Origin of the sequence: Methylocella sp. (assembly GCA_037200525.1) — a bacterium.
GTDB lineage: Bacteria > Pseudomonadota > Alphaproteobacteria > Rhizobiales > Beijerinckiaceae > Methylocapsa.
In genome coordinates, this window is record JBBCGG010000001.1 from 381,911 (window position 1) to 406,491 (window position 24,581).

Sequence of the window (24,581 nt, forward strand, 5' to 3'; positions counted from 1 at the left end):
TCAGGACCTATTAATTTCTTTTGATCTATGATTCACAGTCTCCTGTGAGGAGGCTTTGATGGGTGATTTGTTTCTGTTGAGCGCGCGCCAGATGGCGCGAATTTCACCGCATTTTCCACTTTCGCATGGCGTGCCGCGGGTCGATGATCGACGAGTTGTGAGCGGGATCGTCTATGTAATCCGCTACGGCCTGCAATGGAAAGACGCTCCAAAAGGGTATGGTCCACACAAGACGCTCTACAACCGCTTCATGCGCTGGAGCCGATTGGGCGTGTTCGACCGGATCTTCGCCGCGCTGGCCGGCGAAGGGCCAAAGCCTGAGCGGATCATGATCGACGCCACCCATCTGAAGGCCCACCGCACGGCGGCAAGCCTTCTTAAAAAGGGGATGTTCCCCGTCGTATCGGGCGCACGAAAGGCGGCTTGAACTCCAAGCTCCACGCCGTCTGCGACGAAGCCGGAAAACCGATCATCCTGCTGCTTAGCGAAGGCCAGATGAGCGACCACAGGGGCGCACGGCTTCTGGCCGATACGCTGCCGCCTGCCTCAGCGCTGATCGCCGACAGAGGCTACGACAGCAACTGGTTCCGCAAGGCGTTGACCGACAAGGGCGTCGAGCCCTGTATCCCTTTCGACTAAAAGCCGCAAGCTTCCCATTGCCTTTGACAAGACGCTCTACCGCCAGCGTCACAAAATCGAGAACATGTTCGCCAAGCTGAAGGACTGGCGCCGCATCGCCACCCGTTACGACCGATGCGCCCACACTTTCTTCTCCGCAATCTGCATCGCAGCCGCCGTCGCCTTCTATCTCAATCAATGAGTCCTGAGCCTAGCTCTGGAAATGGACCACCAAAGCCAAGCGCTTCACGGCTGCAAAAGCCATACTTCAGGGAGGATCACTTTTCAGGGGGAAGGCCAATCGAGGACCAGAAGTGCGTTCCGGGAGCGACAGCGGTGGCGATTTCATCAAGATGCAAGGGCAGAGGGTAAAGGAACGTCACACATTCGTGACCGCCATGGTCTATCATTCTCTTGCTCGCAATTAACATATTATAATATAATATGATTATATAACAATCTCGTCGGATTAATTTCTGCGAGAGGGTGTTATTGGCGAACGTTATTTGGGAGGACCTCTTGCCTCACAAAGCTTGCAACGTCGGCGTATGTAAGCACGTTTCGTTCAGCGCCCCGAAGCGGCGGCCTAGCCTGCAAATCATTCGGCCCGCCATCGGCTTCTATGAAGCGCGGCGCTCCCGCTGGGAAACAAGTCCCACAAAGACGGCGGCGAAGCCGAAGTTTCCCTTTAAAATACATCTATAGTCTGTCGCTTAGAGCCGGCGAGTGTGTACTGCTCCCGGACGACTGCAAGCTCAGGCTAATCACGGCTGAATTACATTTCGCTATGATGTCTATGAATTGGAATTGCCCGCTAGGCGGCAACGCAATGCGATTACAAGAAAGAAAGACTCAGCAGACACCAGCACGTTTAAGCCTTCGTTCGTTCCTCAATAAATAGAAGGTAATAACTCAGGACGCGGACTGAAGTCACGGTATTCGTAATATAACTGTATGGTAGATGTGCATGCAATGATGACCATGGCTAACTCATAAAACGGAATAATTAGATGTACGATGGTTCGGAGGGTGATATTTTCGCTAACGCTGCAATTAAGCAGGATGGAAATGTTCAAACATGGAATGATTCGCGGCGAGAGATCGCTCGTATAGATAGTAATAATAGCGTATATTGGTTTACTACCGATTTACGTTTCGATGACAATCGCAATGATTTTTGGCTCGTAATACAATATTTTGGTTTCCGTAATAGAGACACTGTTGGAAATAAAATGGGAGCAGGCCGACAAATATTTACGCCGAAGCAAGCTGAGTCGGTGGAAAAACGAATTATTGAATATTACTCAAGTCCGGAAAATAAGAGAATGTATCCTTTTAACAGACGTGCCAGCAAATTCCTCGGCGTCATATTCGAAGACGGATGGATCTTGGGTTGATTATTTCCCAAGATATCCAAAACTAGAGACAAAGTTAGGCTTAGAGTATTGGGAGATTGCTGTGAGTTATTCATCCGCCGTACAAGCCGCGCTAGCGCAATTATCTAGCGCGACGACATTGCAGGAAGTGACTGATATCGCCAATTCGCTGTCCGCGGCGGCAACCAGCCCGAACGGTGTTCTTTATAGCGGAATGGTTGGTTTGCAAGGGTCAAATGTTGTAGCTCAATCATTTGCTTCTGCTACCGGCGCAAGCATTATAAACAATACAGATAGAGCTCAATTCCTTGCATTATTAGATCCAAATGGAGCATCTGCATACAATGACGTATTAACTACGATTATTCAGAATACAGAGGGCTTGACAGCTTCCGCGGCCATAACCCAAGCCCAAATAGTTCTTTTCGGCAGTGTTCCGGGGGTTGAGCCGATTGTTACCAACGTGACAGCCTCATTGTGGGGTCAAGCGTCGGCAGCATTTGTCAGTTCTCTCACCGGCGATGTTACAGTTCGGGTCAGCCGCATCTAATATGGGGATTTTCGCGCAGGTCGAGATTCCAGCTCTTCTTGAGAACTCCGGCATAACGTCGATTGCTGGTCAATCACTTGCAAGCATTGAGGCTCTATATACTACCGGTGGCTTGGCAGATGTATTACCGGCCCTCCAAACGTCATTTACCGCGGCTCTCGCAAGCGGCGGCCTTTTTGTTCAAGGCACCAGTGAAGCAGCGGTTGTCGCCTTCTCGCAAGAAGGACTAACGGCTCTTGGGCAGGCGACGGGTGACGCACTCACAAGTGCCGCGTTGCAGTCGGCCGGCTATACCGTTTTGTCTGGAGCCGCCACGGTCGCCGAAGATGCGCTCGGAGCAGCCGGAAGCGCCGCGCTGGCATTTCTTGGAACTGCGGTAGGTGGAGCAATTATCAACATTTTAACGAGCGCAACTCCCGCCAATGCGGGTGAAGATGAAATCGCGCGGCAAAATTCCAACATAGGGGCTGATTTGCCGAATGGCGCCGGACCCAACCTTGTTACAACGAATGCCGATGGTAGTACGACAATCGAGCTGCCTGTCGTGGACGTGTACGAAAACGGCGCGCCAACCGCGACGACAGACATTACTTTGAATATCAATTCCACTGCCACTGCAGTTACTGCTGCTGCGACGGCAACCGGGCAAGGAGCGGTCGTCGACCTCAACGATACGGCTGTGACTTTCGCCCCGAACGCTTCAGGAAGTTTAGGCGGCGACAGCAACAGCGTGGCTTTGACCACAGGCAATGCCATCTCCATCACCGGCGGCACTGGCAACGTCGTGATCAATGACGTCGCGGGAGACGGCGTCAATCTCGGCAGCAACACATCGACGACAATTGATGGCAGCGGCGGTTATTTCGGCATCGTCGGAACGAACGTCACGGTGGCTGCATCCGGCGAGGAAGCCGCCACGATAGCCGGGGCTTCGTTCAACCTGACCGGCAACGGCAACAGCGTCACTGAAGCCGCCAACACTTCAGCCAACGTAGACGGCAATAACAACACCCTCGACATGCAAACCGGGGGCCAGGACTACTTTGGGATCACTGGCGGCACAGGGAACGTCGTAAATAACGATGTCGCCGGGGACGAGGTTAATCTGTACGACAACACCTCGACGACGATCACAGGCAGCGGCGGTTACTTCGGCATCGTGGGAACGAATGTCTACGTTGTCGCCTCGGGTGAATCGTCGGACACATTGGCAGGCGCTACGGCGAACGTAGTTGGAGACAGCAACACGATCACAGCTGCCGCCAGCGCCTATATCGGCGTTATCGGCGACGACAATGTGCTATCGGGTGCAGCCGGCGCGAGCACGAATCTTGAGGGCAGCAACGACACCGCGACCATGGCCAACGGCGACTATGTCGGCGTTATTTCGGGCACGGGTGAGGCAATCAGCGATTCGAGCGGCCAGATTGTGATGGACGCGAATACAACCGCAAATATCAATGGCGCCGACGATGGGATTTCTTCCGGCGGCCAAGTTGCGATCAACATCACCGGTGACAGCAATACGGCGACGGTCGGTGCGGGAAGCTATGTCGGGGTCGTTTCGGGCACGGGTGAGGCAATCAGCGATTCGAGCGGCCAGATTGTGATGGACGCGAATACAACCGCAAATATCAATGGCGCCGACGATGGGATTTCTTCCGACGGCCAAGTTGCGATTAACATCACCGGTGACAGCAATACGGCGACGGTCGGTGCGGGAAGCTATGTCGGGGTCGTTTCGGGCACGGGTGAGGCAATCAGCGATTCGAGCGGCCAGATTGTGATGGACGCGAATACAACCGCGAATATTAATGGCGCCGACGATGGGATTTCTTCCGGCGGCCAAGTTGCGATCAACATCACCGGTGACAGCAATACGGCGACGGTCGGTGCGGGAAGCTATGTCGGGGTCGTTTCGGGCACGGGCGAGGCAATCAGCGACTCGAGCGGCCAGATTGTGATGGACGCCAATGAATCAGCGAACATAACTGGGGTGAGCGATACAATCTCTGCCGGCGTCGGAACGAGCATTAACATCGCCGGGAACAATGATACGGTGACGATGGCCAATGGCGATTATGTCGGTGTTGTTTCTGGCACGAACGAGACGATCAACGAGTCGAGTGGCCAAGTTGTAATGCTCGCGAATGAATCGGCGAACGTCGTTGGCAGCGGCAACACGATTTCAGCGGGCGCCAGCTATGTCGGTGTTATTGGCGATGACAATGTATTGTCGGGTGCAGCCGGCGCGAGCACGAATCTTGAGGGCAGCAACGACACCGCGACCATGGCCAACGGCGACTATGTCGGCGTTATTTCGGGCGCGGGCGAGGCAATCAGCGATTCGAGCGGCCAGATTGTGATGGACGCGAATACAACCGCGAATATTAATGGCGCCGGCGATGCGATTTCTTCCGGTGGCCAAGTTGCCATCAACATCACCGGTGACAGCAATACGGCGACGATGGGCAGCGGAAGCTATGTCGACGTCGTTTCGGGCACGGGCGAGGCAATCAGCGATTCGAGCGGCCAGATCGTGATGGGCGCCAATGAATCAGCGACCATAAGCGGCGCTAGCGACACAATTTCCGCTGGCGTCGGAACGTCAATCAGCGTCGCTGGAGACGACAATAGCATTACGACGAATGGCGCTAGCGACTACGTCGGCATTGTTAGCGGTCAAGGGGAAGTCGTGAACATGACCGGCGGGACATTCGCGGTCCAAGACGGCGTCTCGGCGACCATCAGCGGTTCCAACATCACAGCGGACCTCGAAGCCGATTTTTCCGGGAGCATAGCGGGCGCGAACAATACGGCGTATCTTCCCAACGATGGCGACTCCACTCTGAATTTCTCCGGGACGGGATTTGTGGGTTCGAATGGGAACCAGATCGATCTTGTCGGTAGTGGGACCAGTGCGACTATCAATGGCACCGGCGACGGGATCGATCTGAATGCCGGGAGCCAAACTTTGACCACAAGCGGCGATGACACAGTAACCGTCGCGGCAGGCATGACCGAAACGATTTATGGCAACAATGACACCATCGTCGAACAAGGCAATGACGACGTTTACGTCAGCGGCGACAACGATTACGTCGAAGGCAATTCCTCTGACACCACATACGACCCTTACGGATATAACGGCGACGGCGGCGATGGAGACGGCGGCGGCGACGGCGGCTATGGCGGTGGCGGCGGTTATTATGGGGGTTATGATATTGCGAAGAGCGCAACTAACTCGCCGATGTTGAAGGGCGCCAATATTGGGCAGGTGGCGCAATTCGACAATCTCCATGCGCAAACAGGGGCGTCGAAGGCGGCGGAGCTTGCGCAGCTTCATGCTTTTGGAGCGATGCAGGCGGAAGCCTCAGCAACGTCGGGCGCGGCCACTTCTGCGGTTTTCGCAGGAGCCAAATGGAGCAGCAACGTCATTACCTGGAGTTTCGCTACAGGCCCTGGGACGGCGGCCTCGCCGTTCAGCGGATCGCTGAGCGCCAGCTACCAGGCTGTCGTGGAGCAGGCCCTCCAGACGTGAACGGCGGCGTCGGGTCTCAAATTCGAGGAAGTAACGGACTCATCACAGAGCGATATCCGCATCGGGTTGGGCGACTTCGACACGCAATCGACCGGCGTGCTTGGCTATACGAGTTATAAGGCGCAAGGCGGCGTGATCCAGCCCGGCGCGATCATCCGGCTGGAAGATCCGGCAGAGACGGCGCTGAGCGGGACAGGCGCCCAGGCCACATATGCCGGAACAGGCGCAACGGTTTATCAGACGGCGCTGCATGAAATCGGCCATGCGCTCGGTCTTGGCGATGACGCCGACCCGAACTCAGTGATGTCGCCGACGTCTGGGGCAAGCAATCAGACGCTCGACCAGACCGACATCGCAGGGATAAAGGCGCTATACGATCCATCATCCTCGTTCATTGGCTCAGGTTCTCCTGCGGCAAATTCTCTTGGCGGGGCGAAGCCAGCGTCTTCGATGTCCTCTTCGCTGGCAGGGAGCGTCGTACCTGCGCCGTCTCCAAACCTCAATCAGCTGATCCAGGCCATGGCCTCTTTCGGCAGCCCGCAAGGCGCGGCGGCATCGTCCAATCCGGTCTACATCCCGAAGCCTCCCGAGGCGACTATCGCTGCTCACCCGCATGCACATTGACGACTGTCGCGCTGATATAAAGCAGCGCATGGCAAAAGCATTCGCGGCGTTCAACTGCCGCGAATGCGCAACAGCGGAACGCGACGCACGAGGCGAATGACGGGTATGTCACATCGGAGGGCATGCAAATGCGGGAGTCAATTGGCGCCGCCAACATCGATGCCGGGCTGGAGTGCTTGACCTTACTGCTGCATTTTCACGGCGTCCCTGCCGATGCCGCCCAAATCAGGCATCGATTTGGAGGAGCGCCCATAGGCGTAACGGAGATCCTGCGCTGCGCTAAAGAGTTCAAGCTCAAAGCAAGAGCAATAACGACGGATTGGAAAAGATTAGCGCGCCAGCCGCTTCCTGTGATCGCTGAGCGCAGCGACGGCACATTTCTGATCGTCGCCAAAATCACAGACGAAGGTGCACTGATACAGAGGCCCTTTGTGAACCGTCCGGAGATCATCAGTCGCCGGGAGTTCGAGGCGAATTGGCATGGTCGTATTGTCCTCATGGCGCGTCGCGCCGCACTCGGCGAGCTAGCCCGACGCTTCGACCTCACATGGTTCCTGCAGGCGATGGCAAAGTATCGTCACCTCTTTGCTGAAGTGATTTTCGCGTCTTTTTTCCTCCAACTATTCGCTCTGGCGACCCCTCTATTCTTCCAGGTCGTTACCGATAAGGTTTTGGTACATCGCGGCTTTACGACCCTTGATGTGCTGGTGGTCGGCCTTCTGACCGTCTCTGTGTTCGAGACTGTCCTCACTGCACTTCGTACCTATGTTTTCGCCCACACAACCAATCGCATAGACGTAGAACTCGGAGCGCGCCTATTTCGCCATTTGGTGTCGCTCCCAATTGGCTATTTTGAGGCGCGACGAGCGGGCGACTCAGTTGCACGGGTGCGCGAGCTCGAGAATATTCGGAATTTTCTAACCAGCTCGGCGCTTACTCTCGTCATTGATGTCTTCTTCACTTTCGTATTCCTGGGCGTGATGTTCTGCTATTCGCCTCAGCTCACCTTTATTGTCCTTGGCTCTTTCCCATTTTATATCGGGGTGTCTGTCGCCGTCACGCCGGTATTCCGTCGCCGCCTTGAGGAGAAATTCGAACGCGGGGCTGAGAACCAGTCCTTTCTGGTTGAAAGCGTTAGCGCCATTGAGACGCTAAAAGCAATGGCGATCGAACCGCAGATGCAGAAACGTTGGGAAGAGCAGCTCGCAGCCTACGTACATGCAAGCTTTCGAGTACTTTCTCTCGGTAATTGGGGGAGTCAGGGAGTGCAGCTCGTCAGTAAAATTGTCACCGCGCTGACGCTCTATTTTGGCGCTCACCTCGTAATCGACGGCGGTCTCACGGTTGGCGAACTCATTGCCTTCAACATGCTAGCCGGCCGCGTCGCGCAACCGGTATTGCGTCTTGCTCAGCTATGGCAAGACTTCCACCAAGCTCGCATTTCCATTGCAAGATTGGGCGACATTCTTAATACAACACCGGAACCTGCTTATAGCGTCTCGCGAGCTGCGCTCCCTGCCATTCGCGGCGAGGTTGTCTTTGAACATGTGACATTCCGCTATAGGCTTGATGGCGCGGAAGTGCTGCACGATGTAAATCTGCGCATTCCAGCCGGTCAGATGGTGGGTATCGTTGGGCCATCTGGCTCAGGCAAGTCGACGCTGACCAAACTGGTCCAGCGTCTCTACGTCCCCGAGAGCGGGAGAGTGCTCGTCGACGGCGTCGATCTCGGCGTCGTCGACGTCACGTGGCTGCGTCGTCAGGTCGGCGTGGTGCTCCAAGAAAATGTTCTTTTCAACCGAACTATCCGCGACAACATAGCATTCGCTGATCCCGCTATGTCGATGGAGCGTGTGATCGCTGTTTCTCAATTAGCTGGGGCGCATGATTTTATTCTGGAGTTGCCGCAGGGCTATGACACGATCGTTGGCGAACGAGGAGCGAGTCTTTCAGGAGGGCAACGGCAACGCATCGCAATCGCGCGAGCCCTAATAAGCGATCCGAGGATCCTTATTTTTGATGAGGCGACGAGCGCGCTCGACTATGAGAGCGAGCGCATCATTCAAGATAATATGCGAAAAATCGCCGCCGGCCGCACGGTGCTTGTCATCGCACATCGACTTTCAACTGTTCGTCGGGCCGACCGAATTGTCACCATCGAGCGCGGTCGGGTAGTCGAAGATGGCGACCACGATGAACTCATTCGGGTGGGGGGTCGATACGCGACCTTGCATCGTTTGCAGGCGGGTATCCATGAAGTCATCTGATGCTGCGCCAATACCGAATCCGAAGGTCGTACCTTTTCGCCGCTCATTGCCGCGCGGAGCCGCTGTCGAGTTTCTCCCGGCCGCGCTTGAGATTTTGGAAACACCTGCGTCTCCGACAGGCCGCGCAATTGCAGCAACAGTCATCTTATTCTTCACCGTCGCGGTAGCCTGGGCGACCTTTGGGCGAATCGATATTATCGCCACTGCGTCAGGGAAGATCGTTCCCACTGCTCGCACCAAAGCGATCCAGCCGCTGGAACCCGGCGTCGTGTCCGCGATCTATGTGCAGGATGGAGAGCATGTGACTGCAGGACAGGTGTTGGTGGAGCTTGACCGGACGATAACGTCCGCTGATCGAAAACGGATTGCCCATGACCTGCTTGGCGCGACGCTTGACGTCGCCCGGCTTTCCGCCCTGCAGACAGGAATTGAGATGGGCTCCGCCCAAACGACTCTTTTGATAGCCATAGATGCCCCGGAACGCGAGGTGGCCCACACACGCGCGGCTATGATCGCGCAGGCTGCCGAACAGAATGCCAAGCTTGCCTCCCTCGATGGTCAAATTGCCCAGAAAATCGCTGAGGGAAACGAGATCACAGAGACAATCGCTAAACTCGAGGCGTCATTGCCATTGATCCAGCAGGAGGCGGAATTGCGCCGGCAAGCGATGGAACTCCAGTACGGCAATAGGATTGCTGATCTTGAAGCGCGCGAGCGCCTTGTCGAGCAACAACATGAGTTGATTGTTCAGCAGCGTCGCACAGTTGAAACCGCTAGCGCGCGACTGGCCATGGAACACCAGCGAGAGCAAACAGTGGCAGAATACGCGCATAAGATCTTGAGCGATCTGGCAGATGCCGAGCAAAAAGTAGACGAGCTGACCGAGGATTTGAGTAAGGCCGAAAAGAAGATCGAACAGCAAGTGCTGCGATCGCCGGTTGATGGCGTTGTGCAACAACTTGCGGTTCACACCATCGGTGGGGTTGTGACGCCTGCGCAGCAACTCATGATGATTGTCCCCGCCGATAGCCGGCTCGAAGTGGAGGCTATGGTTTCTAATCGCGACATCGGCTTTGTCCATCCGGGACAAGCGACGGAATTGAAAATCGACACATTTAATTTCACTCGCTACGGCCTTCTGCACGGCAACGTGCTGACTGTTTCAGGGGACTCGATTGTCCGCGATAAGCCCAAAGACAAATTGGACTCTTCATCGTCCGCAAGCTCGGGAGAACTTAGCGAAAGTAGCGAGCCTCAAGGTCAGGAGTTGGTGTACAGCGCCCGGGTCTCGGTTGATCGAACGCAAATGCAGGTCGAGGACAAACTCGTCAATCTCACGCCGGGTATGGCGATCACCGTTGAAATCAAGACGGGGTCGCGGCGCGTGATAGAGTATTTATTGTCACCACTCGTGCGCTACAAGCAGAGCAGCCTACGCGAAAGATAGAGGCACAGGAGCTATGAATGGTTTAAAAAAATAGAACTGGGGAATGACTGATAGTTTGGGCCAGAATTTGGGGTGGTTTAGCCAAACGGCACACCAGCAAAAAGCGCCCTTACATCCCGCCATTCAAAAGGTTCGGGCCGCCGCTATCCCTGCCGCAATATCTTCCCCAACGCTTGTGCGGCTTCAAACGATGTAGCGCGTATGTAGGCCGCCTCGGTCATCCGGCGATCCCGGTGTTGAAGCAGTGCGGGGGCGAGATGCGGCATGTTTCCCGCTTTCCAGGCAGCCGTCGTGGCGGCGGCGTATCGAAAGCCATGTGGCGTGACGGCGACGCCGATCGTCGCATCTGTTGTCGACGTCAGAGCATGATGGATGCCGGAATAGGTCATTGGGCCGCCATATCGTGAAATCCAGAGCGGTCCGGAGAGATTGACGAGATCAAGACGGTCGTCATGAACGGACCTGCCATTCCCGTCAGACGAGGCGGCCGCCTTATTCTGAGACGCGGCCCCGGGAGTTGAGTTGGCAGAAAAGTTGCAGTCGGGCTTCGAAATCCGGGGGGTGGGCTCTTGCGCGTTGCGGCAGGCCAAGAGAAAAGGCCGCGCTTCCAACAGATATCGTTCGAGAGCCACGGTGAGAAACCCCGGCAGCATGCGCATATCGGGCCGGCCGCTCTTGGTTTCGCTGCCTGGCAGGTCGATCCACCAGCCGGAATCAGAAAAATGAAATGATCGGCCGAGCGTCAGTCCGCCGAGATTCTTGACCCGAATCGGACAGGACGCCAGCAGAGCTATCATTAGGCCATTGCGAATATTGCGCGCCGTCGTCAAATCCATCGGCTGGTCGCACGGGCTATATTCTTCAACGAGCGTCAGCCCCGCGGTCAAGAGTTCCGAAGCGTCAACGACAGGCGGTCGCTTGACGGGACCATCTTCGGCTTTGAGATCGCCGGCGATGTCGGACAGCCATTGGAAGTTCGCCGTCGGCGCCAAATGACGCGCGATCTGTTTGAGCTTGTGGAATGATAGCTCTGCTGGCGTCCTGATGGTCATAAACAGCGTCGTCGCTGACCATTCGTCGCGCATGCGATCGACGAACAGGCCAATGTGCACTGGCGTCAGGTGCGCTTCGCAAGACGCTGCGGCGTCGAACTGATGGCATTCCTTGAGGAATGTCAGAAAATATCCATAGCGCCGCTGGATATCGTCACGCGTGATAGGAGCCAACCGCGATGCAGATCCGCCTCGTCGTAACCTGACGGCGGGGCGGCAGGCTGTGTCCCACGCCTCTTGGTCGGATTTCGGCCATTCGCCGATCGGAAGGGATTTCAGCATCACTGATGCATCGCAGCGCGAGACTGGCGCTCAAGGTCGCCGCGGAGGATCTCGCCATAGTGACGATTGGCCGCCAGCGTTTCCAGGCCGATGTAAAATTGCTGCGTCGTCTTGATGTTTTTGTGCCCGAGCACACGGCGCACAAATTCGTAGTTGCCGGGGTCATTGCGCAAGATCATCGCCGCTGCGGCGTGCCGAAATTGGTGGCAGGTGATGCGGATGCCGATGTTTTCCTCCATCGTCCGGGCGATGCGGACGCCAAAGCTGTTGACGGCGCGCATGGTGTCGCGGACGCCCGGAAACAGCTGATCGTTGTCCATTGCGTCGACGAGGTGCGGTCGAAACTCGTGAATGTAGACGTCGATCAGTTTCGTCACCACGCCGTCGAACGGAAACTCCAAAGGGACCTTGTTTTTGACTTCGTCCGAGGGGATCGACAGCAGGTAATTCCCATTGGGGCCGTCGGGCTTGCTCAAATGACCGCCGATGCGGATGCCGACGAGATTGCTGATGCGAACCGGCGCAAAGGTCAATATCGCGATGCCGATCGCGACCTGAGCCGAAAGAGAGGCCCGATGCGGCGCGTGAGCGAGCGTCGTCTTCGCCTCGCTCGACAGGCGCTCCGGCAGGTCGACCACCTCGCGCCAGACGGTCCCGCTTTGAATGGCGTGAACGACGCGCTTATTTTTTGGCGTCAGGCCAGCCTGGCGGTGGTCCTCCAACTCCGCCCGAAGATCGTCCAACCGGGCGAGATCGGCCTCGTTCAACGCGCCGGAATCGCGCGCGATAGAGAGCAAACGCCATCCGAGATCGATGACGTAGGTCTTTGGATGCTCGCCGACCCAATAATTGTCGATCACTTTTTCGACGAGGTCCGGATCGAGCAGAGCCCGGAGCGACGTCAACGACTCGATCGGACTCCCTAACGATATGGCTCGGCGCGCAAATGCCTGGATTTCCGCAAGGCGGGTGTCGACCGTAGAGGTTTTGGACAGGCGGCGACGCGATCTGTCCGGCTTCCGGCGGATCGTTTGTAGGGAGTGAAGGTATTGGCCGATCTCAGCGCGCAGCGACTCCGGAAAGGCGCTCCAGGGCACCCCCGGTTCGCCTGCAAGCGGCGCCGAAGTCAATTTGCGCCTTGGCCATGTCGGATGATCGTCGACGCAGACGTTCCAGGCGCGAACAATGCTTCGCTGGATCCGAGGCGAACCATCCTGGGCCAGAACCTCACATCTGTAGCGCATGTATCTTTCGAGAAAGGCCTCGTCGACGCCGATCGGCGAGACGCCGCTCCCTGAAGCAAAGCGCATGAGGCCGGTGAGATAATAGCGATCCATCTCGTGTCCGACGAGCTGCCGCAGGTTGGCCCATTCCAGCGCGAGCGGCGTTCCCCGCGCGGGAATGGTTTTGTCCCCGGACAGGTAGCGCAAGGCGGCTTTCAGATTCGAGATGTGGTTTTTCAGGGTCTTTTCGGACATGCCGACGCGGGCGTGATGCAGCTGCTTGACGCGGTGCGCCAGCGCCTGCCAGCGGGCGGGCAGACTTTCGGGCGGCAAGCCGAGCGCCGTCGCGACAGCCCGCATCGAGCAGGACCAGTGACTGATTTTCGATTTCTCGAGATCCGACGCCTGGGTCAGGCGGATTGCGTCGGCGAGATTGGGCTCGGCAAGGGATGATTGGGCGGACATAAGTCGTGGCCTCGTTGGCTTGAAGTTGATTGAGGTGGATTGGGATATATCTGCATGAATATTAGGACAACGTCAATGTATTATCATCGCCCGATACTGTGTGTAAGCGTCCTAATTAAGCAATACATAAGTATACTGTGATGCATCAACGTTGATTATAATGGATCATTATTATGATAGCCGCGTCCGCCGCCGGTCGACGCCTCCGACGTCGACCGCCGCGTCTGGTGCTCAATGTAGCGCGCGAGTTCTCGCGGATGATAACGGACCGCCCGACCAATGTGGACGAATGCGGGGCCTTCGCCGGTGACGCGCCATTTGGCCAGCGTGTTCGGCTTCACCTGGAGGATCTCCGCGGCCTGGACGGGGGTGAGAAGGGTTTCAATCTGCTGCGCCAAAGTGCATCTCCCAGTGTATCAATGCTTCCGATGGTCATGTTCCATCCGAGTGTATGTTTTGTAGTCCGAAGACTAAGCGAGGCGGCGGGCGTCACGCCTCGCATGAGTGGCCGAAGACCAAATCTTTGGTGGGAGGGATGGCTTGGATACAAAACGGTCGAATGTTTCGGCCCTTCTCTCGGACGGTGAACAAGACGTCGTCACCTCTCACCAGTGGCTGACGGTCACCGCCGGGCGATGTGATAATCAACCTCCGTTGCCGGCGGTCGGCCTCGGCGGCAAGACACCGCGCGCAGTAAATCTGGCTGTGGTGCGTCAGCTCGTTGCTGTTGCGCGGCGTCGCGTCAGAAATCGTGCTAGCCTCGCCTTTGCACCGAATAGGACGGCCTAAATCGAGGGCTGGACGGACTCGCGTCAGCCAAGCGCACATCGTGTTTTTGCGAAGATTGCAAAGTTGCCGATTTTCCCGTCGAAATATGATCCACGAGTTAGTGAAACTGCGATTGCACTTGTCCATGCCGCACCGTCACGCCAAAACAGAGGTCGATTTCTGAGGCGCGCCGATGCGCGCTTCGGCCCAGGCGTCGAGGTCGATCGGATCATAAATTGGTGTCCTGCCGGCTTTACGAAAAATCGGCCCACCGCCAACCACGGCCAGCTTTCCGAGCCACGCATTCGAACATGGCAAGCCCCATCGTTCTTGGACGTAAGATGCAGCATTCGCGCGGCGAAGGTAACGAGGGGAAATGGTCATCGGCAACTCTCCAATTTGCGAAGATTCCAGCTAATTCGAGAACACTGGAGGTGCTGGGGGCTGTTGCGCACTAACAAAATCGCGCAACAACCCGCTTTCGTTTTTAGTGAAGGGGTCGGGATGAGCGATTACGGAAACGATGATGAGAACCAAATTGGTTCATTTTCAAAATCCTATAAAAAGGACCCGACGATTGAGCTTTATGTAAAGCTTCGGCGCAAAAGCCCGGCCATTGAAATTGAGGTGGCAGTCATCGGCGGAATTGAGCAGCTGGCGTATATGCAGCCCGAGATAGAAAGATACGGGCTCAACTCTATGCTCGTCGCAGGTGTCATGGATGCGGATCCAGAGGCGGTAAGCGAATTGTCGCTTCAGCTTCTTGAAAAAATGATTGAGGCTAAGACACTTTTAAAAAACGGAGAAACCCACATCGGGCGACGAGGCTTAGCCATTCCGGACAGGCTGATAGATTGGCTAATCAAGTGTATGCTGGATGCGATGAGCTGGAGCGATGACCTCTATATTCCCCGGGATTTAATCGTTCTGCTTCGGGAACGATTGGGTGGCTCAAATCCGCAGTATGAGCAAGCCACGGAAGCCAACGAGATGCGTCAGCGCGCCGCTGTTGTCGGCGGTCAAATCATGGCGCGCGGAGAAACCCCCAGCTTCCGGCAGCTGGGTCGAATTCTGGGAGTCGCGGCAAGTACTGTTAAGCGGTGGTTTCCCGAGGGAGATTTTTTGCAGCAGGCCGAGCAAATGTCACACCACTTCGACGAGGAAGGACATCCCATCAATCGCCGATGAAGCCGACGATCGCGACGCGGTTGATTCGAAGGATAGCGGGCCGTCACCCTTTGGCGGCGAGTGACATCTTTATTTCGGCATGCGTGCCCCTAGTCTGGTTTCGTCACGTCCATCACGATGACGGCGGTTCTCGCCGCACGGTCGGTCGGAAGACGCGCGCGCACCGTCGCTTCCATCTCTGCCGCCGACGTGGGGCGCAGCAGACCATCCGGCGGGAATGAGATCGGAGGGGGACGAACATCCCCGAACCAGAAGACGAGGTAGATGCCGAAGCCGAGCGCCTTCCGCGTTTGCGACGAAGCGCTCGGGTTGGGCTGACAGACCAAGGTTCGGTCGGTCGGATGAGCGGTGAAGCGCTATTGAAGAGCGGTGTCTTCAGTCGTAGTGCCGGCGTCGAGCAGCCGCAGTCTCTGAGACACCCCACGTTTTACGGAATCTGCGACTGCCTCCGGAAACCAAGTAGGCAAGGTTTCGATGACGGCGTCGATCGTCTTGACAGCGTGAGCGGCGAGATCGTCGAAGATCGCCTGAACGAGCGAATTTGCGACGCCCGAACTCCCTGCGGTTTGCATAAAATGGCGCGGCATGATCTCGGCGACCGCATAGTGGTGGCTTTTGCCAACCGACATCGCGAGCTTGAATTTGTTACGTCGGATATGGTTGGCGTCGAGGCTCGGTTGCGCCGTCAGGACATCGTAGAGCGGCGTCATTGAAAACCGTCCGCCCGGCCCCAGAAAGACGCTGAAATTCTTAGCGTGGCCGTCCGTCGCGCCGATCAACCAGAACACGATATTGGCTCGCAGGAACGCAGCGATATCCGCGACGGGCCGGTCGCTGCCCTTTAGAAGCTCCACAATATCGCGCACCCCCGGCCCGCCATCGGACTGGTATTTCTTGGTCGATGGAATCGACAGCGCCTGGCATGTATCTTCCTGTGGCCGGCGCAGCAGGCGACCGTCCTTTGTCCAGAGTCGATCGAAGCGTTCGACGACCAACGTGCGACGGTCGCCGAAATCCGCAATCTCGGCGGTGGCAGTCGGCACGCCGAGAGCGGCGAGCAGCTTCAGGCAGAGATATTCGTTTTCGACGCTGTTCGACAGGTCGATGCCGTTCGGCAGCGTGCCGATTTGCGGTTTCAGGATATGCGTAGTGGCGGTGGTACCCGTGGGTTTGAACCACTGGCCGTCCTTGCGCAGCAGTGCGGTTTTTTCCTGTGCGCCTGCGAGCGAAATCCGGAAGTCTTCGTCCTCGCCCATTCCAAGCGGGGCCGACGAGAGGTTTTTGATGATGTCGGCGATGTCGTCTTCGGAGATCGCTTTGCCGTCGGCGCTGCCGACGACACCGGGATCGACGCCGTTCGGTAGAAACTGGAGCGCGCCGACACAGTCATGTCCGAGTGCGGTCAGCAGGCTGTAGGCATCCGTGCCCTCTGCGCCGACGCGTTCCGCGACACGCTTTCTGATCGGATCGCTGTCGGGCAGCAGGTTATCGAAGACATTGATGACGGGCGTGCCGATATATCGATCCTCGCGCAGCGGAAGCGACAGGGAAATCGGGAAGGTCGAGTCCCACGCGAGCCAGTCAGCTTCGTACCGGAAGTCTATCGCGCCGGTAGCCTCTCGCCGCAGCACGCCAACAAGACGGCCATTCAGGAAAACATTCAGTGGGACGTGCGCCCGCGTCCGTCCCATCAGAACAGGTCCTCGATGTCGGCGGCACTCCCCTGACTGCGCGGCCTGACGACCAGTTCGAGGTTGAGGGCAGAGAGGGCTTCCATCAGGGTGTGCAACTGCACGGCAGGCTCTCCGGCTTCCAACCGTGAGAGCGTGCCTTGTCGCAGGTGGATTTGCTCGCCCACTGCGCCTTGCGTTCGTCCGGCCTTCTTACGGGCACGGCGCAGGATTGCGCCAAGCTGTTTTTCCGTGCGGGCAATCTGTTCGGTCATGGTAAACCTCCGCATACAACTATACGCGAGCCCGTATAAAAAATCAATATACGTAAATGCGTTTAAAAACAAAATATACGCATAAGCGCTTAAAGGTGATTTATACGTGATCGCGTATAAATTAAGGAAAGCAAATTACATTGCTTCCTTGTTGCGGAGATTGGCGAAATAGCCATTATGGACAGAAATCTATGGTGGACCAGGCGATGAAGACCATGTCGGCCAAGGACGCCAGGAATGCCTTCGGCATACTGATCGACATTGCGCGTGCGGGGCCGGTGACGATTAGGCTCAGGACCTATTAAATTTGCCTGAGATGTGATTCCTGGTCTCCGCATGGGGAGGCTGGGATGAGTGATTTGTTTTTGTTGGGCGAGCGGCAGATGGCGCGGCTTGCGCCGCATTTTCCTCTGTCGCATGGCGTTCCGCGGGTTGACGACCGTCGGGTGGTCAGCGGAATCGTCTATGTGATCCGCAACGGCCTGCAATGGAAAGATGCGCCCAAGGATTACGGGCCGCACAAGACGCTTTACAATCGCTTCATCCGCTGGAGCCGGCTCGGCGTCTTCGACCGCATATTCGCCGCGCTCGCTGGCGAAGGTCCAAAGCCCGAGCGCATCATGATCGACGCCACGCATCTGAAGGCGCATCGCACAGCGGCGAGCCTGCTCAAAAAGGGGCTCTTCCCCGCCGTATCGGGCGCACGAAAGGCGGACTGAACTCGAAGCTCCACGTCGTTTGCGACGGCGCCGGCAAGCCCCTCGTCATGTTGCTCTCGGAGGGCCAGATGAGCGACCACAAGGGCGCGCGGCTGATGCTCAAGGCTTTACCGCCCGCTTCAATGTTGATCGCCGACAGGGGCTACGACAGCAACTGGTTCCGCGCCGCGCTGAAGGCCAGGGGCGTCGAGCCCTGCATCCCGCCAACCAGAAGCCGCAAGCTTCCCATTGCCTATGACAAGACGCTCTACCGCCAGCGTCACAAAATCGAGAACATGTTCGCCAAGCTCAAGGACTGGCGGCGCATCGCAACCCGCTATGATCGATGCGCCCACACCTTCTTCTCCGCCATCTGCATCGCAGCCGCCGTCCTCTTCTATCTCAATCAATGAGTCCTGAGCCTAGCCCGTGGACGAAGGAAGTTTGGTACTACGACTACCGCACCAACGTGCATCACACACTAAAGAAGAAGACGATGCGGTTCGAAGAACTGGTGGACTTTGTAACCTGCTACAACCCCGCCAACCGTCATGAACGCAAGGCGACGTTGGATCCGGAAACGAACCCGGACGGACGGTGGCGGAAGTTCAACTACGACGCACTGACTACGCGCGATAAGACCAGTCTTGATGTCTTTTGGCTGAAGGACAAGAGTCTCACCGACCTCGACAATTTGCCGGAGCCGGACGATCTTGCTGCGGAGATCATTGAGAATCTCGAGGCTGGGCTTGATAGCTTCCGGGCGGTTCTCGCGTCACTTTTCAACAAGAACGTGGCTTAGGTCATGGTCATTTTCTGTGAGCGTCGTCGATCGGTCCCCATGTCCGGTTTCGTTATCGAGAAACAGCTGGATTATGCTTGGGGCACTGAATGATCCCGATGCCGATCTCAAGGAAATCAAGCCACCTTCACCGGTCGTTGTGTCAAGTGCCGAGCACGTGCAGTCGGGGCTCCCACTCCCCAAATCAGTCCGTGTGCGAACGTTTTCGCCGGCGGAATGGGAGGTGTTCATTGAAGAATGGGCCACATCGTTGGGGAGTGCTTATGTCAAGGTTCGCCGCTTCAGCGGACCTGGTGACCTTGGTGTCGATATCGCCGGCTTTGCAGACAAAAAAGGCTTTCATGGCGTTTGGGACAATTATCAGTGCAAACACTACGGCCATCCACTCAGGCCGAGCGACGTCTGGGTGGAGCTCGGCAAGGTCATCTACTATTCGCACAAGGGGGAGTACGTCCCTCCTCGGAGCTATTTTTTCGTTTGCGCGCAGGGGATCGGGACGACCCTGGAGAAGCTGCTAAGTCACGCCACGAAACTGAAGGAAGCGGCAAGGGAGAATTGGGAAAAAAATTGTCGCGCTGACATCACCGACACCTGTCAGGTGCTGTTGGAAGGAGCTTTGCTCTCCCACTTCGAGAGGTTCGACTTCTCGATCTTTTCATCCAAGTCGCTTTTGGAACTGATAGAGGCGCATGGTCGTACAGGCTACCATGCTGTGCGCTTTGGAGGTGGCTTAGGACCAAGGCCGGCGACGGCTCTTCCACCTGTTGATCCCCATCCTGACGAAAGCCGTTACCTCAGGCAGCTCCTTGACGCGTACGGCCACCATCTCGGCGCAACTCTAAGCTCTGCTGACGACCTGCGATCGCACGGCGCGCTGACGAAGGACTTCCTTCGGCAACGTGAACGTTTCTATCACGCGGAGTCGCTGAAGAATTTCGCTCGCGACACCGTCCCCGAAGGTACCTTCGCCGATCTTCAGAATGAAATCTTCCACGGCGTGATCGACCTTTGCGAGGGCAATCACGCAAACGGCTTCGAACGCATGAAGGCCACCGTTGCTCATGCAGCGAACGTCGCCGGCACATCAAATCCCCTTGCTCCGGCGACAAAGACACAGGATAGGCAGGGAATCTGCCACCAGCTGGCCAATGACGACAGACTAATTTGGGTGCCCGAGCGTGAGTGAGCGAGTGGCTTCCAACCCTTTTAACAGCCCTTTGGAAACTGGCGTACGTTCGCTCGCCACTCTTGTGGCCGCTTTTCCGACCGCGTTCGACATTCAACGCCTGGTCGAAATGGACTACCTTGTCGTGCACTCAGGTGATGCTGGCGGCCCAGAAAGCCTCCACGCACCGCTGCCCCTCCGCGCCGGTGAGCTGTTGGTTCGGCGTGGACTTATAGAGTCCGGCTTGCGTCTGATGATGAGCCGCTCCCTTGTCGGAAGGTTAACTACCGCAGAAGGCATTACCTACATCGCGGGAGAGTCAGCTGCGCCATTTATGGCGTTGTTGACCTCCGATTACATCAGTGTGCTGAAGGTTCGAGCTGAGTGGGCCGTGAATAGGTTCCGCGACGTTCCGACAGACGAAATACGACAGATCACCCACCGGTTATTCGAGGTATGGTCTAGTCAGTTCCAGCCCATTCAGACAGTGGGATTTCGCCGATGACGGACACGTACCTGCAGCTACGCAGGATCGCATTCATTGGCCCCAAGAAAACCTCTGAGGTTCAGTTCTCTGCGGGGTTGAATGTAATCTGCGGGGCTTCAGATACTGGAAAATCGTTTCTCGCTGAGACCATCGACTACATGTTGGGAGGATCCACGCTTAGGGAAATCCCAGAACGGATTCCATATGCCGAGATCGCCTTAGACCTCGCCACGATGGGCGGGGAGACGTGGCGGCTTCAGCGGGCAACTGCTGGGGGCGAGTTCAGGTTGTCGAGTCTTAATGAAGACGCGACTGCGCCAGCCATAGTGCTGAAACAGAGTCATGCGCACGAAAGGACAGACAATGTTTCAGGTTTCCTACTCGACAAGATCGGTTTACTTGGTCGACGTATTCTCAAGAGCGGATCGAAAGGCACCACGCAGAGCCTCAGTTTCCGCAATTTAGCTCGCCTCGTTATTGTCCAAGAGGGCGAAATCCAGCAGCGCGGATCACCCTTCTGGGGCGGCCAATTCACATTGAAGACCCCTGAGCTTGCAACGACAAAGTTGCTACTGACCGGCATCGACGACTCAGCAGTTGTGACAGCAGGTACGTCGCCAGTACCCGACAGCTCTCAACAGATCGCCCTGATTGATGAACTAATCGCGGATCTCACAACCGGTATAGCGGACGTGGGCACCGAAGAGAGTGCGCTCATTGATCAGCTGTCTAAACTCCTTGAGACGATCGAATCGGAGAGAGAAGGCCTTGAGGTCGCGCAATCAGAATTGAACGAGAGACTGATCGCGCGGAGAGCATTACTTGGCGAGCATGAAGCGATCGACGGCCGTATCGCCGAGATCGGTGAGTTGCTCGCCCGTTTCGTGCTTCTAGGAGAGCATTATCTCATCGATGTACGCCGGCTTTCCGCTATTCAGGAAAGCGGTTCGATGTTTTCTTATCTTGAACAGGCGACGTGCCCACTTTGCGGCGCGGCTCCCAACGAACAGCACATCGATGAAAGCTGCGAGGGCGATGTCGAAGTTGTTGTCCGGGCCGCAACCGTTGAGATCGCAAAAATTCAGCGCCTTCAGCGAGAGCTTACCGGTACTGTCGTGGAACTGGAAGCTGAGGCGCGTCAACTAGCGATAGGTTCTCAAGAGAAGGAAGCGGAATTCACCCGGCTCGATGCTGCCGTTCGAGAGACTCTTTCCCCGCGGGTAGGAGAGGCTAGAGCCGCATTCTCTTCATTAATTGAGACGCGCTCGCGAGTTCAGAGAGGTCTCGACCTTTTCGATCGCGTTCGAAAGTTGGAGGGGAGAAAGCAAACGCTAGTGGACGCAGAAGATACCGCTCAAGACAAGCTGCAGGTTACAGTAGGGCTTCCAGAAGCGGTCGCTCATGCACTTTCGCTCAAGATAGAAACCATTCTTCGCGCTTGGAACTTTCCTGGCGAATGTCACGTGCATTACGACAAGTCCGCGAGTGATTTTGTTATTGATGGCAAGCCACGGGGCAGTCGCGGAAAGGGGCTCCGCGCAATTACGCACGCAGCTGTCTCAATCGGTCTCTTGGAGTTCTGTCAGGAACACACCCTCCCGCATCCCGGCTTTGTAGTTCTCGACTCACCATTGCTTGCTTATTTTAAGCCGGAAGGGGATGAGGATATCGCACTTCGCGGAACTGATTTGAAGGAGCGCTTCTATGACTATCTCGTAGCACATCATAAACAGAATAGTCAGGTCATCATCATCGAGAATCAACACCCGCCCGCCTCCGTCGAGCGGCAGATATCGATGACAGTTTTCACCGGCAACCCTTCCGAGGGACGGTTCGGTTTTCTCTGAACCCCGAGTGCGTATGCGCCTGGCAACGAGGCCGTAACCCGCTGCACGATAGGATGGATGACGAACGACCGCGAATTATGTGGGTGGGTGGCACAATTTCATCAGGTCAAATTTCAGTCCTTTGGCGCTCCAAATTGTTTGCCGGTCCAGTCTCGAGGACACTCAGACATCTCAGAAATTATATAGCGCAAACAATCACATAAGAGTGCCCAGTTTCATCCTGTCCTTCAGGCGCTTGCGCGCGATGTAGCCCGCATCAAGGAAGGCTTGCAGGTTTGATGCGCCGAGGAGGGAGTTGGCACAGAAAAATCAAATTTCCGATCGGTGTTGCCCCGGTGTTCCTCTGACAGATTTTCGAGGAAGCTCAAAAAAAGGCAGCTTATACCTCGTCATCGAGAAACTGACTCACGAGGGGTTTTCAACCGGCAGCGGCGTGATTCACCATGGCGAACAATGGAGAGTCGCCATGGCCGCCCCGGTTGTCCTTCGAGCGGATTTTGATGGGTTGCAGCTTCGCATGCTGGCGAAGCAGACCAAGGATGCCGCGTTTGCCCGTCGAATGCTGGCGCTTGCCGAGATTTACGACGGCGGCTTGCGCGGCATGCAGCCCGCATCGGCGGTGTCGGCCTGCAGACCATTCGCGATTGGGTCCTTCGCTTCAACACCAAGGGTCCCGACGGCTTGAAGGACGGCAAGGCGCCTGGCCAGCCTTCCAGGCTGAAGGACGAGCACCGGCGCGCGCTCGTTCAGATGGTAGAGGCAGGCCCAAACCCGGCCATCCATGGCATCGTGCGCTGGCGGCTGATTGACCTGGCGCAGCGGATCTTCGAGGACTATCGCATCTCGGTGACGAAGCAGATCCTGAGCCGGGAACTGCGCGCCCTGGGTTATCGCAAGCTCTCAGCCCGGCCGCGCCATCACGCCCAGGACGCGGCTGCGGTGGTCGCTTTTAAAAAGACTTCTCCGCCGTCGTGGAGGCCGTCGCCGAGTGGTCTGCCCCCTGAAAAGTGATCCTCCGTGAAGTATGGGCTTATGAGCCTGATGGAGGACTGCGCAATGCCGAGGAAAAGACACAAGGCGGAAGAGATCGTCGCGAAGCTACGGCAAGTCGAAGTGCTTAGCGCGCAAGGGCGACCGGTCGCGGAGGCGATCCGCTCGATAGGGGTGACGGAAGTTACATACTATCGATGGCGGTCGGAATACGGCGGCCTGAAGGGCGATCAGGTGAAGCGGCTGAAGGAGCTGGAGGCGGAGAATACGCGGCTCCGTCGAGCGGTGTCCGATTTGACGCTTGAGAAGCTGATCCTGAAAGAGGCTGCCTCGGGAAACTTCTGAGCTCCGCGCGTCGTCGCGCCTGCGTGGAGCATGTGATCGCCGAACATGGCGTTTCCGAGCGGTTCGCTTGCCGGGTTCTCGGTCAGCATCGCTCCACGCAGCGCAAGGTTCCGACCAAGCCCGATGACGAAGCGGCATTGATCGCCGACATCACGGCGCTCGCCATCCAGTACGGCCGCTATGGCTACCGCCGCATCACGGCGATGTTGTGGGAGCGAGGCTGGAAGGTCAACGTCAAACGGGTCGAGCGGATCTGGCGACGCGAGGGGCTGAAAGTTCCGGCCAGACAACCCAAGCGCGGGCGTCTCTGGCTCAATGACGGCTCGTGCGTCCGGCTGCGCCCGCAATGCCCCAACCACGTCTGGTCCTATGACTTCGTCGAGGACCGCACTCATGATGGCAGGAAATATCGCATGCTGAATATCATCGACGAATTTACCCGCGAATGCATCGCGATCAGGATTAACCGGCAGCTGAAGGCAGCGGACGTCATCGACGTTCTCTCGGACCTCTTCATCTTGCGAGGGGTTCCGATCCACATTCGTTCCGACAACGGCCCGGAGTTCATCGCCAAGGCGTTGCGTGACTGGATTGCCGCCGTCGGCGCGAAGACCGCCTACATCATGCCGGGCAGTCCCTGGGAGAACGGCTATTGCGAGAGCTTCAACTCGAAGCTGCGCGACGAGCTTTTGAATGGTGAAATCTTCTACACTCTCAAGGAGGCGAAGGTCGTCATTGAGCGATGGCGACGCCACTACAACACCGTGCGCCCGCACTCATCGCTGGGCTACAAGCCGCCAGCCCCGGAGACCCTGCAATGGCCGGCTTCGCAATCCGGACCAGCTTCGCCCGCCACGCCAGCAATAGCGCCAGGGCCGACAATGCACTAACATTCAAACTG

The 24,581-nt window shown here is 56.8% G+C and carries 20 protein-coding genes and 4 pseudogenes; 16 read left to right on the forward strand and 8 right to left on the reverse strand.

Features of this window, described 5'->3' with window-relative positions; genetic code table 11:
- The first annotated feature begins 58 nt into the window (after nt 1-58).
- Nucleotides 59-820 (forward strand): annotated as a pseudogene (locus WDN46_01810) (IS5 family transposase).
- Between the two features lie 76 nt (nt 821-896).
- Here WDN46_01810 and WDN46_01815 read toward each other — a convergent pair.
- On the reverse strand, nt 897-1,028 hold the full coding sequence (locus WDN46_01815) for a hypothetical protein (protein MEJ0092196.1): 132 nt from the start codon (nt 1,026-1,028) through the stop codon (nt 897-899).
- A 600-nt stretch (nt 1,029-1,628) separates the two neighbouring features.
- Here WDN46_01815 and WDN46_01820 point away from each other — a divergent pair.
- From WDN46_01820 to WDN46_01845, 6 genes and pseudogenes are all read left to right on the forward strand, one after another.
- Entirely contained in the window at nt 1,629-2,015 is a 387-nt protein-coding gene (locus WDN46_01820; protein MEJ0092197.1) for a hypothetical protein, read from the forward strand.
- A 61-nt stretch (nt 2,016-2,076) separates the two neighbouring features.
- A complete protein-coding gene (locus WDN46_01825; GenBank protein MEJ0092198.1) occupies nt 2,077-2,544 on the forward strand; it encodes a hypothetical protein in 468 nt (155 codons plus the stop codon).
- A 1-nt stretch (nt 2,545) separates the two neighbouring features.
- Nucleotides 2,546-6,085, forward strand: coding sequence for a hypothetical protein (locus tag WDN46_01830; GenBank protein ID MEJ0092199.1), 3,540 nt, complete (start codon nt 2,546-2,548; stop codon nt 6,083-6,085).
- Between the two features lie 21 nt (nt 6,086-6,106).
- A pseudogene (locus WDN46_01835) lies at nt 6,107-6,709 on the forward strand (matrixin family metalloprotease).
- Between the two features lie 128 nt (nt 6,710-6,837).
- The gene (locus WDN46_01840) at nt 6,838-8,976 is read left to right on the forward strand and encodes a type I secretion system permease/ATPase (protein ID MEJ0092200.1); all 2,139 of its coding nucleotides are present in this window, start codon (nt 6,838-6,840) and stop codon (nt 8,974-8,976) included.
- Nucleotides 8,963-10,423: an HlyD family type I secretion periplasmic adaptor subunit gene (locus WDN46_01845; GenBank protein ID MEJ0092201.1), complete on the forward strand. Its 1,461-nt coding sequence runs from the start codon at nt 8,963-8,965 to the stop codon at nt 10,421-10,423. Before WDN46_01840 ends, WDN46_01845 begins: the two co-directional genes overlap by 14 nt.
- A gap of 143 nt (nt 10,424-10,566) precedes the next feature.
- On the opposite strand, the gene WDN46_01850 is transcribed toward WDN46_01845, so the two are convergent.
- The 4 genes from WDN46_01850 to WDN46_01865 all read right to left on the reverse strand — a co-directional run bounded on the left by WDN46_01850 (nt 10,567) and on the right by WDN46_01865 (nt 14,597).
- Entirely contained in the window at nt 10,567-11,649 is a 1,083-nt protein-coding gene (locus WDN46_01850) for a tyrosine-type recombinase/integrase (protein ID MEJ0092202.1), read from the reverse strand.
- A gap of 107 nt (nt 11,650-11,756) precedes the next feature.
- Nucleotides 11,757-13,445 carry a site-specific integrase gene (locus WDN46_01855; protein ID MEJ0092203.1) on the reverse strand — a complete coding sequence of 563 codons (1,689 nt, stop codon included), beginning with the start codon at nt 13,443-13,445 and terminating at the stop codon, nt 11,757-11,759.
- 155 nt (nt 13,446-13,600) lie between these two features.
- Complete coding sequence (locus WDN46_01860) at nt 13,601-13,843, reverse strand: helix-turn-helix domain-containing protein (protein MEJ0092204.1); 243 nt, start codon at nt 13,841-13,843, stop codon at nt 13,601-13,603.
- Nucleotides 13,844-14,369: 526 nt separating this feature from the next.
- Nucleotides 14,370-14,597 (reverse strand): hypothetical protein, encoded by a 228-nt coding sequence (locus tag WDN46_01865; GenBank protein MEJ0092205.1) that lies wholly within the window; start codon nt 14,595-14,597, stop codon nt 14,370-14,372.
- A gap of 63 nt (nt 14,598-14,660) precedes the next feature.
- On the opposite strand from WDN46_01865, the gene WDN46_01870 reads away from it, so the two are divergent.
- Complete coding sequence (locus tag WDN46_01870; protein MEJ0092206.1) at nt 14,661-15,401, forward strand: hypothetical protein; 741 nt, start codon at nt 14,661-14,663, stop codon at nt 15,399-15,401.
- 89 nt (nt 15,402-15,490) lie between these two features.
- Here the strand turns inward: WDN46_01870 and WDN46_01875 are convergent, their stop codons facing one another.
- From WDN46_01875 to WDN46_01885, 3 genes are read right to left on the reverse strand one after another with little or no spacing between them, the layout of a single operon-like run.
- Entirely contained in the window at nt 15,491-15,727 is a 237-nt protein-coding gene (locus WDN46_01875) for a hypothetical protein (GenBank protein MEJ0092207.1), read from the reverse strand.
- 30 nt (nt 15,728-15,757) lie between these two features.
- The gene (locus WDN46_01880) at nt 15,758-17,092 is read right to left on the reverse strand and encodes a type II toxin-antitoxin system HipA family toxin (GenBank protein MEJ0092208.1); all 1,335 of its coding nucleotides are present in this window, start codon (nt 17,090-17,092) and stop codon (nt 15,758-15,760) included.
- Nucleotides 17,092-17,346, reverse strand: a complete 255-nt coding sequence (locus WDN46_01885; protein ID MEJ0092209.1) for a helix-turn-helix domain-containing protein — start codon at nt 17,344-17,346, stop codon at nt 17,092-17,094. Before WDN46_01885 ends, WDN46_01880 begins: the two co-directional genes overlap by 1 nt.
- A 383-nt stretch (nt 17,347-17,729) precedes the next feature.
- Between WDN46_01885 and WDN46_01890 the strand changes: the two are divergent.
- The 8 genes and pseudogenes from WDN46_01890 to WDN46_01925 all read left to right on the forward strand — a co-directional run bounded on the left by WDN46_01890 (nt 17,730) and on the right by WDN46_01925 (nt 24,570).
- Nucleotides 17,730-17,867: pseudogene (locus WDN46_01890) on the forward strand (transposase).
- Entirely contained in the window at nt 17,834-18,457 is a 624-nt protein-coding gene (locus WDN46_01895; GenBank protein MEJ0092210.1) for an IS5 family transposase, read from the forward strand. The pseudogene WDN46_01890 and the gene WDN46_01895 overlap by 34 nt, the downstream one beginning before the upstream one ends.
- Entirely contained in the window at nt 18,454-18,846 is a 393-nt protein-coding gene (locus WDN46_01900; GenBank protein ID MEJ0092211.1) for a hypothetical protein, read from the forward strand. Before WDN46_01895 ends, WDN46_01900 begins: the two co-directional genes overlap by 4 nt.
- A 73-nt stretch (nt 18,847-18,919) precedes the next feature.
- Nucleotides 18,920-20,032 (forward strand): ABC-three component system protein, encoded by a 1,113-nt coding sequence (locus tag WDN46_01905; GenBank protein ID MEJ0092212.1) that lies wholly within the window; start codon nt 18,920-18,922, stop codon nt 20,030-20,032.
- A complete protein-coding gene (locus WDN46_01910; GenBank protein MEJ0092213.1) occupies nt 20,025-20,516 on the forward strand; it encodes an ABC-three component system middle component 2 in 492 nt (163 codons plus the stop codon). Before WDN46_01905 ends, WDN46_01910 begins: the two co-directional genes overlap by 8 nt.
- Entirely contained in the window at nt 20,513-22,345 is a 1,833-nt protein-coding gene (locus WDN46_01915) for a hypothetical protein (protein ID MEJ0092214.1), read from the forward strand. Before WDN46_01910 ends, WDN46_01915 begins: the two co-directional genes overlap by 4 nt.
- A 466-nt stretch (nt 22,346-22,811) precedes the next feature.
- A pseudogene (locus tag WDN46_01920) lies at nt 22,812-23,302 on the forward strand (winged helix-turn-helix domain-containing protein).
- A 99-nt stretch (nt 23,303-23,401) separates the two neighbouring features.
- Nucleotides 23,402-24,570, forward strand: a protein-coding gene (locus WDN46_01925; protein ID MEJ0092215.1) for an IS3 family transposase whose coding sequence is annotated in 2 segments (ribosomal slippage) — nt 23,402-23,666 and nt 23,666-24,570 — 1,170 coding nt in all. Because the reading frame shifts where the segments join, the coding sequence is not laid out codon by codon here.
- The last annotated feature ends 11 nt before the right edge of the window (nt 24,571-24,581 follow it).

Coding starts and splice junctions, on each gene's coding strand:
- WDN46_01840 (MEJ0092200.1), top strand. CDS start 6,838: ATGCGGGAGTCAATTGGCGCCGCCAACATCGATGCCGGGCTGGAGTGC.
- WDN46_01865 (MEJ0092205.1), bottom strand. CDS start 14,597: ATGACCATTTCCCCTCGTTACCTTCGCCGCGCGAATGCTGCATCTTAC.
- WDN46_01885 (MEJ0092209.1), bottom strand. CDS start 17,346: ATGACCGAACAGATTGCCCGCACGGAAAAACAGCTTGGCGCAATCCTG.
- WDN46_01820 (MEJ0092197.1), top strand. CDS start 1,629: ATGTACGATGGTTCGGAGGGTGATATTTTCGCTAACGCTGCAATTAAG.
- WDN46_01900 (MEJ0092211.1), top strand. CDS start 18,454: ATGAGTCCTGAGCCTAGCCCGTGGACGAAGGAAGTTTGGTACTACGAC.
- WDN46_01895 (MEJ0092210.1), top strand. CDS start 17,834: ATGGAAAGATGCGCCCAAGGATTACGGGCCGCACAAGACGCTTTACAA.
- WDN46_01915 (MEJ0092214.1), top strand. CDS start 20,513: ATGACGGACACGTACCTGCAGCTACGCAGGATCGCATTCATTGGCCCC.
- WDN46_01845 (MEJ0092201.1), top strand. CDS start 8,963: ATGAAGTCATCTGATGCTGCGCCAATACCGAATCCGAAGGTCGTACCT.
- WDN46_01830 (MEJ0092199.1), top strand. CDS start 2,546: ATGGGGATTTTCGCGCAGGTCGAGATTCCAGCTCTTCTTGAGAACTCC.
- WDN46_01815 (MEJ0092196.1), bottom strand. CDS start 1,028: ATGATAGACCATGGCGGTCACGAATGTGTGACGTTCCTTTACCCTCTG.
- WDN46_01905 (MEJ0092212.1), top strand. CDS start 18,920: ATGCTTGGGGCACTGAATGATCCCGATGCCGATCTCAAGGAAATCAAG.
- WDN46_01880 (MEJ0092208.1), bottom strand. CDS start 17,092: ATGGGACGGACGCGGGCGCACGTCCCACTGAATGTTTTCCTGAATGGC.
- WDN46_01855 (MEJ0092203.1), bottom strand. CDS start 13,445: ATGTCCGCCCAATCATCCCTTGCCGAGCCCAATCTCGCCGACGCAATC.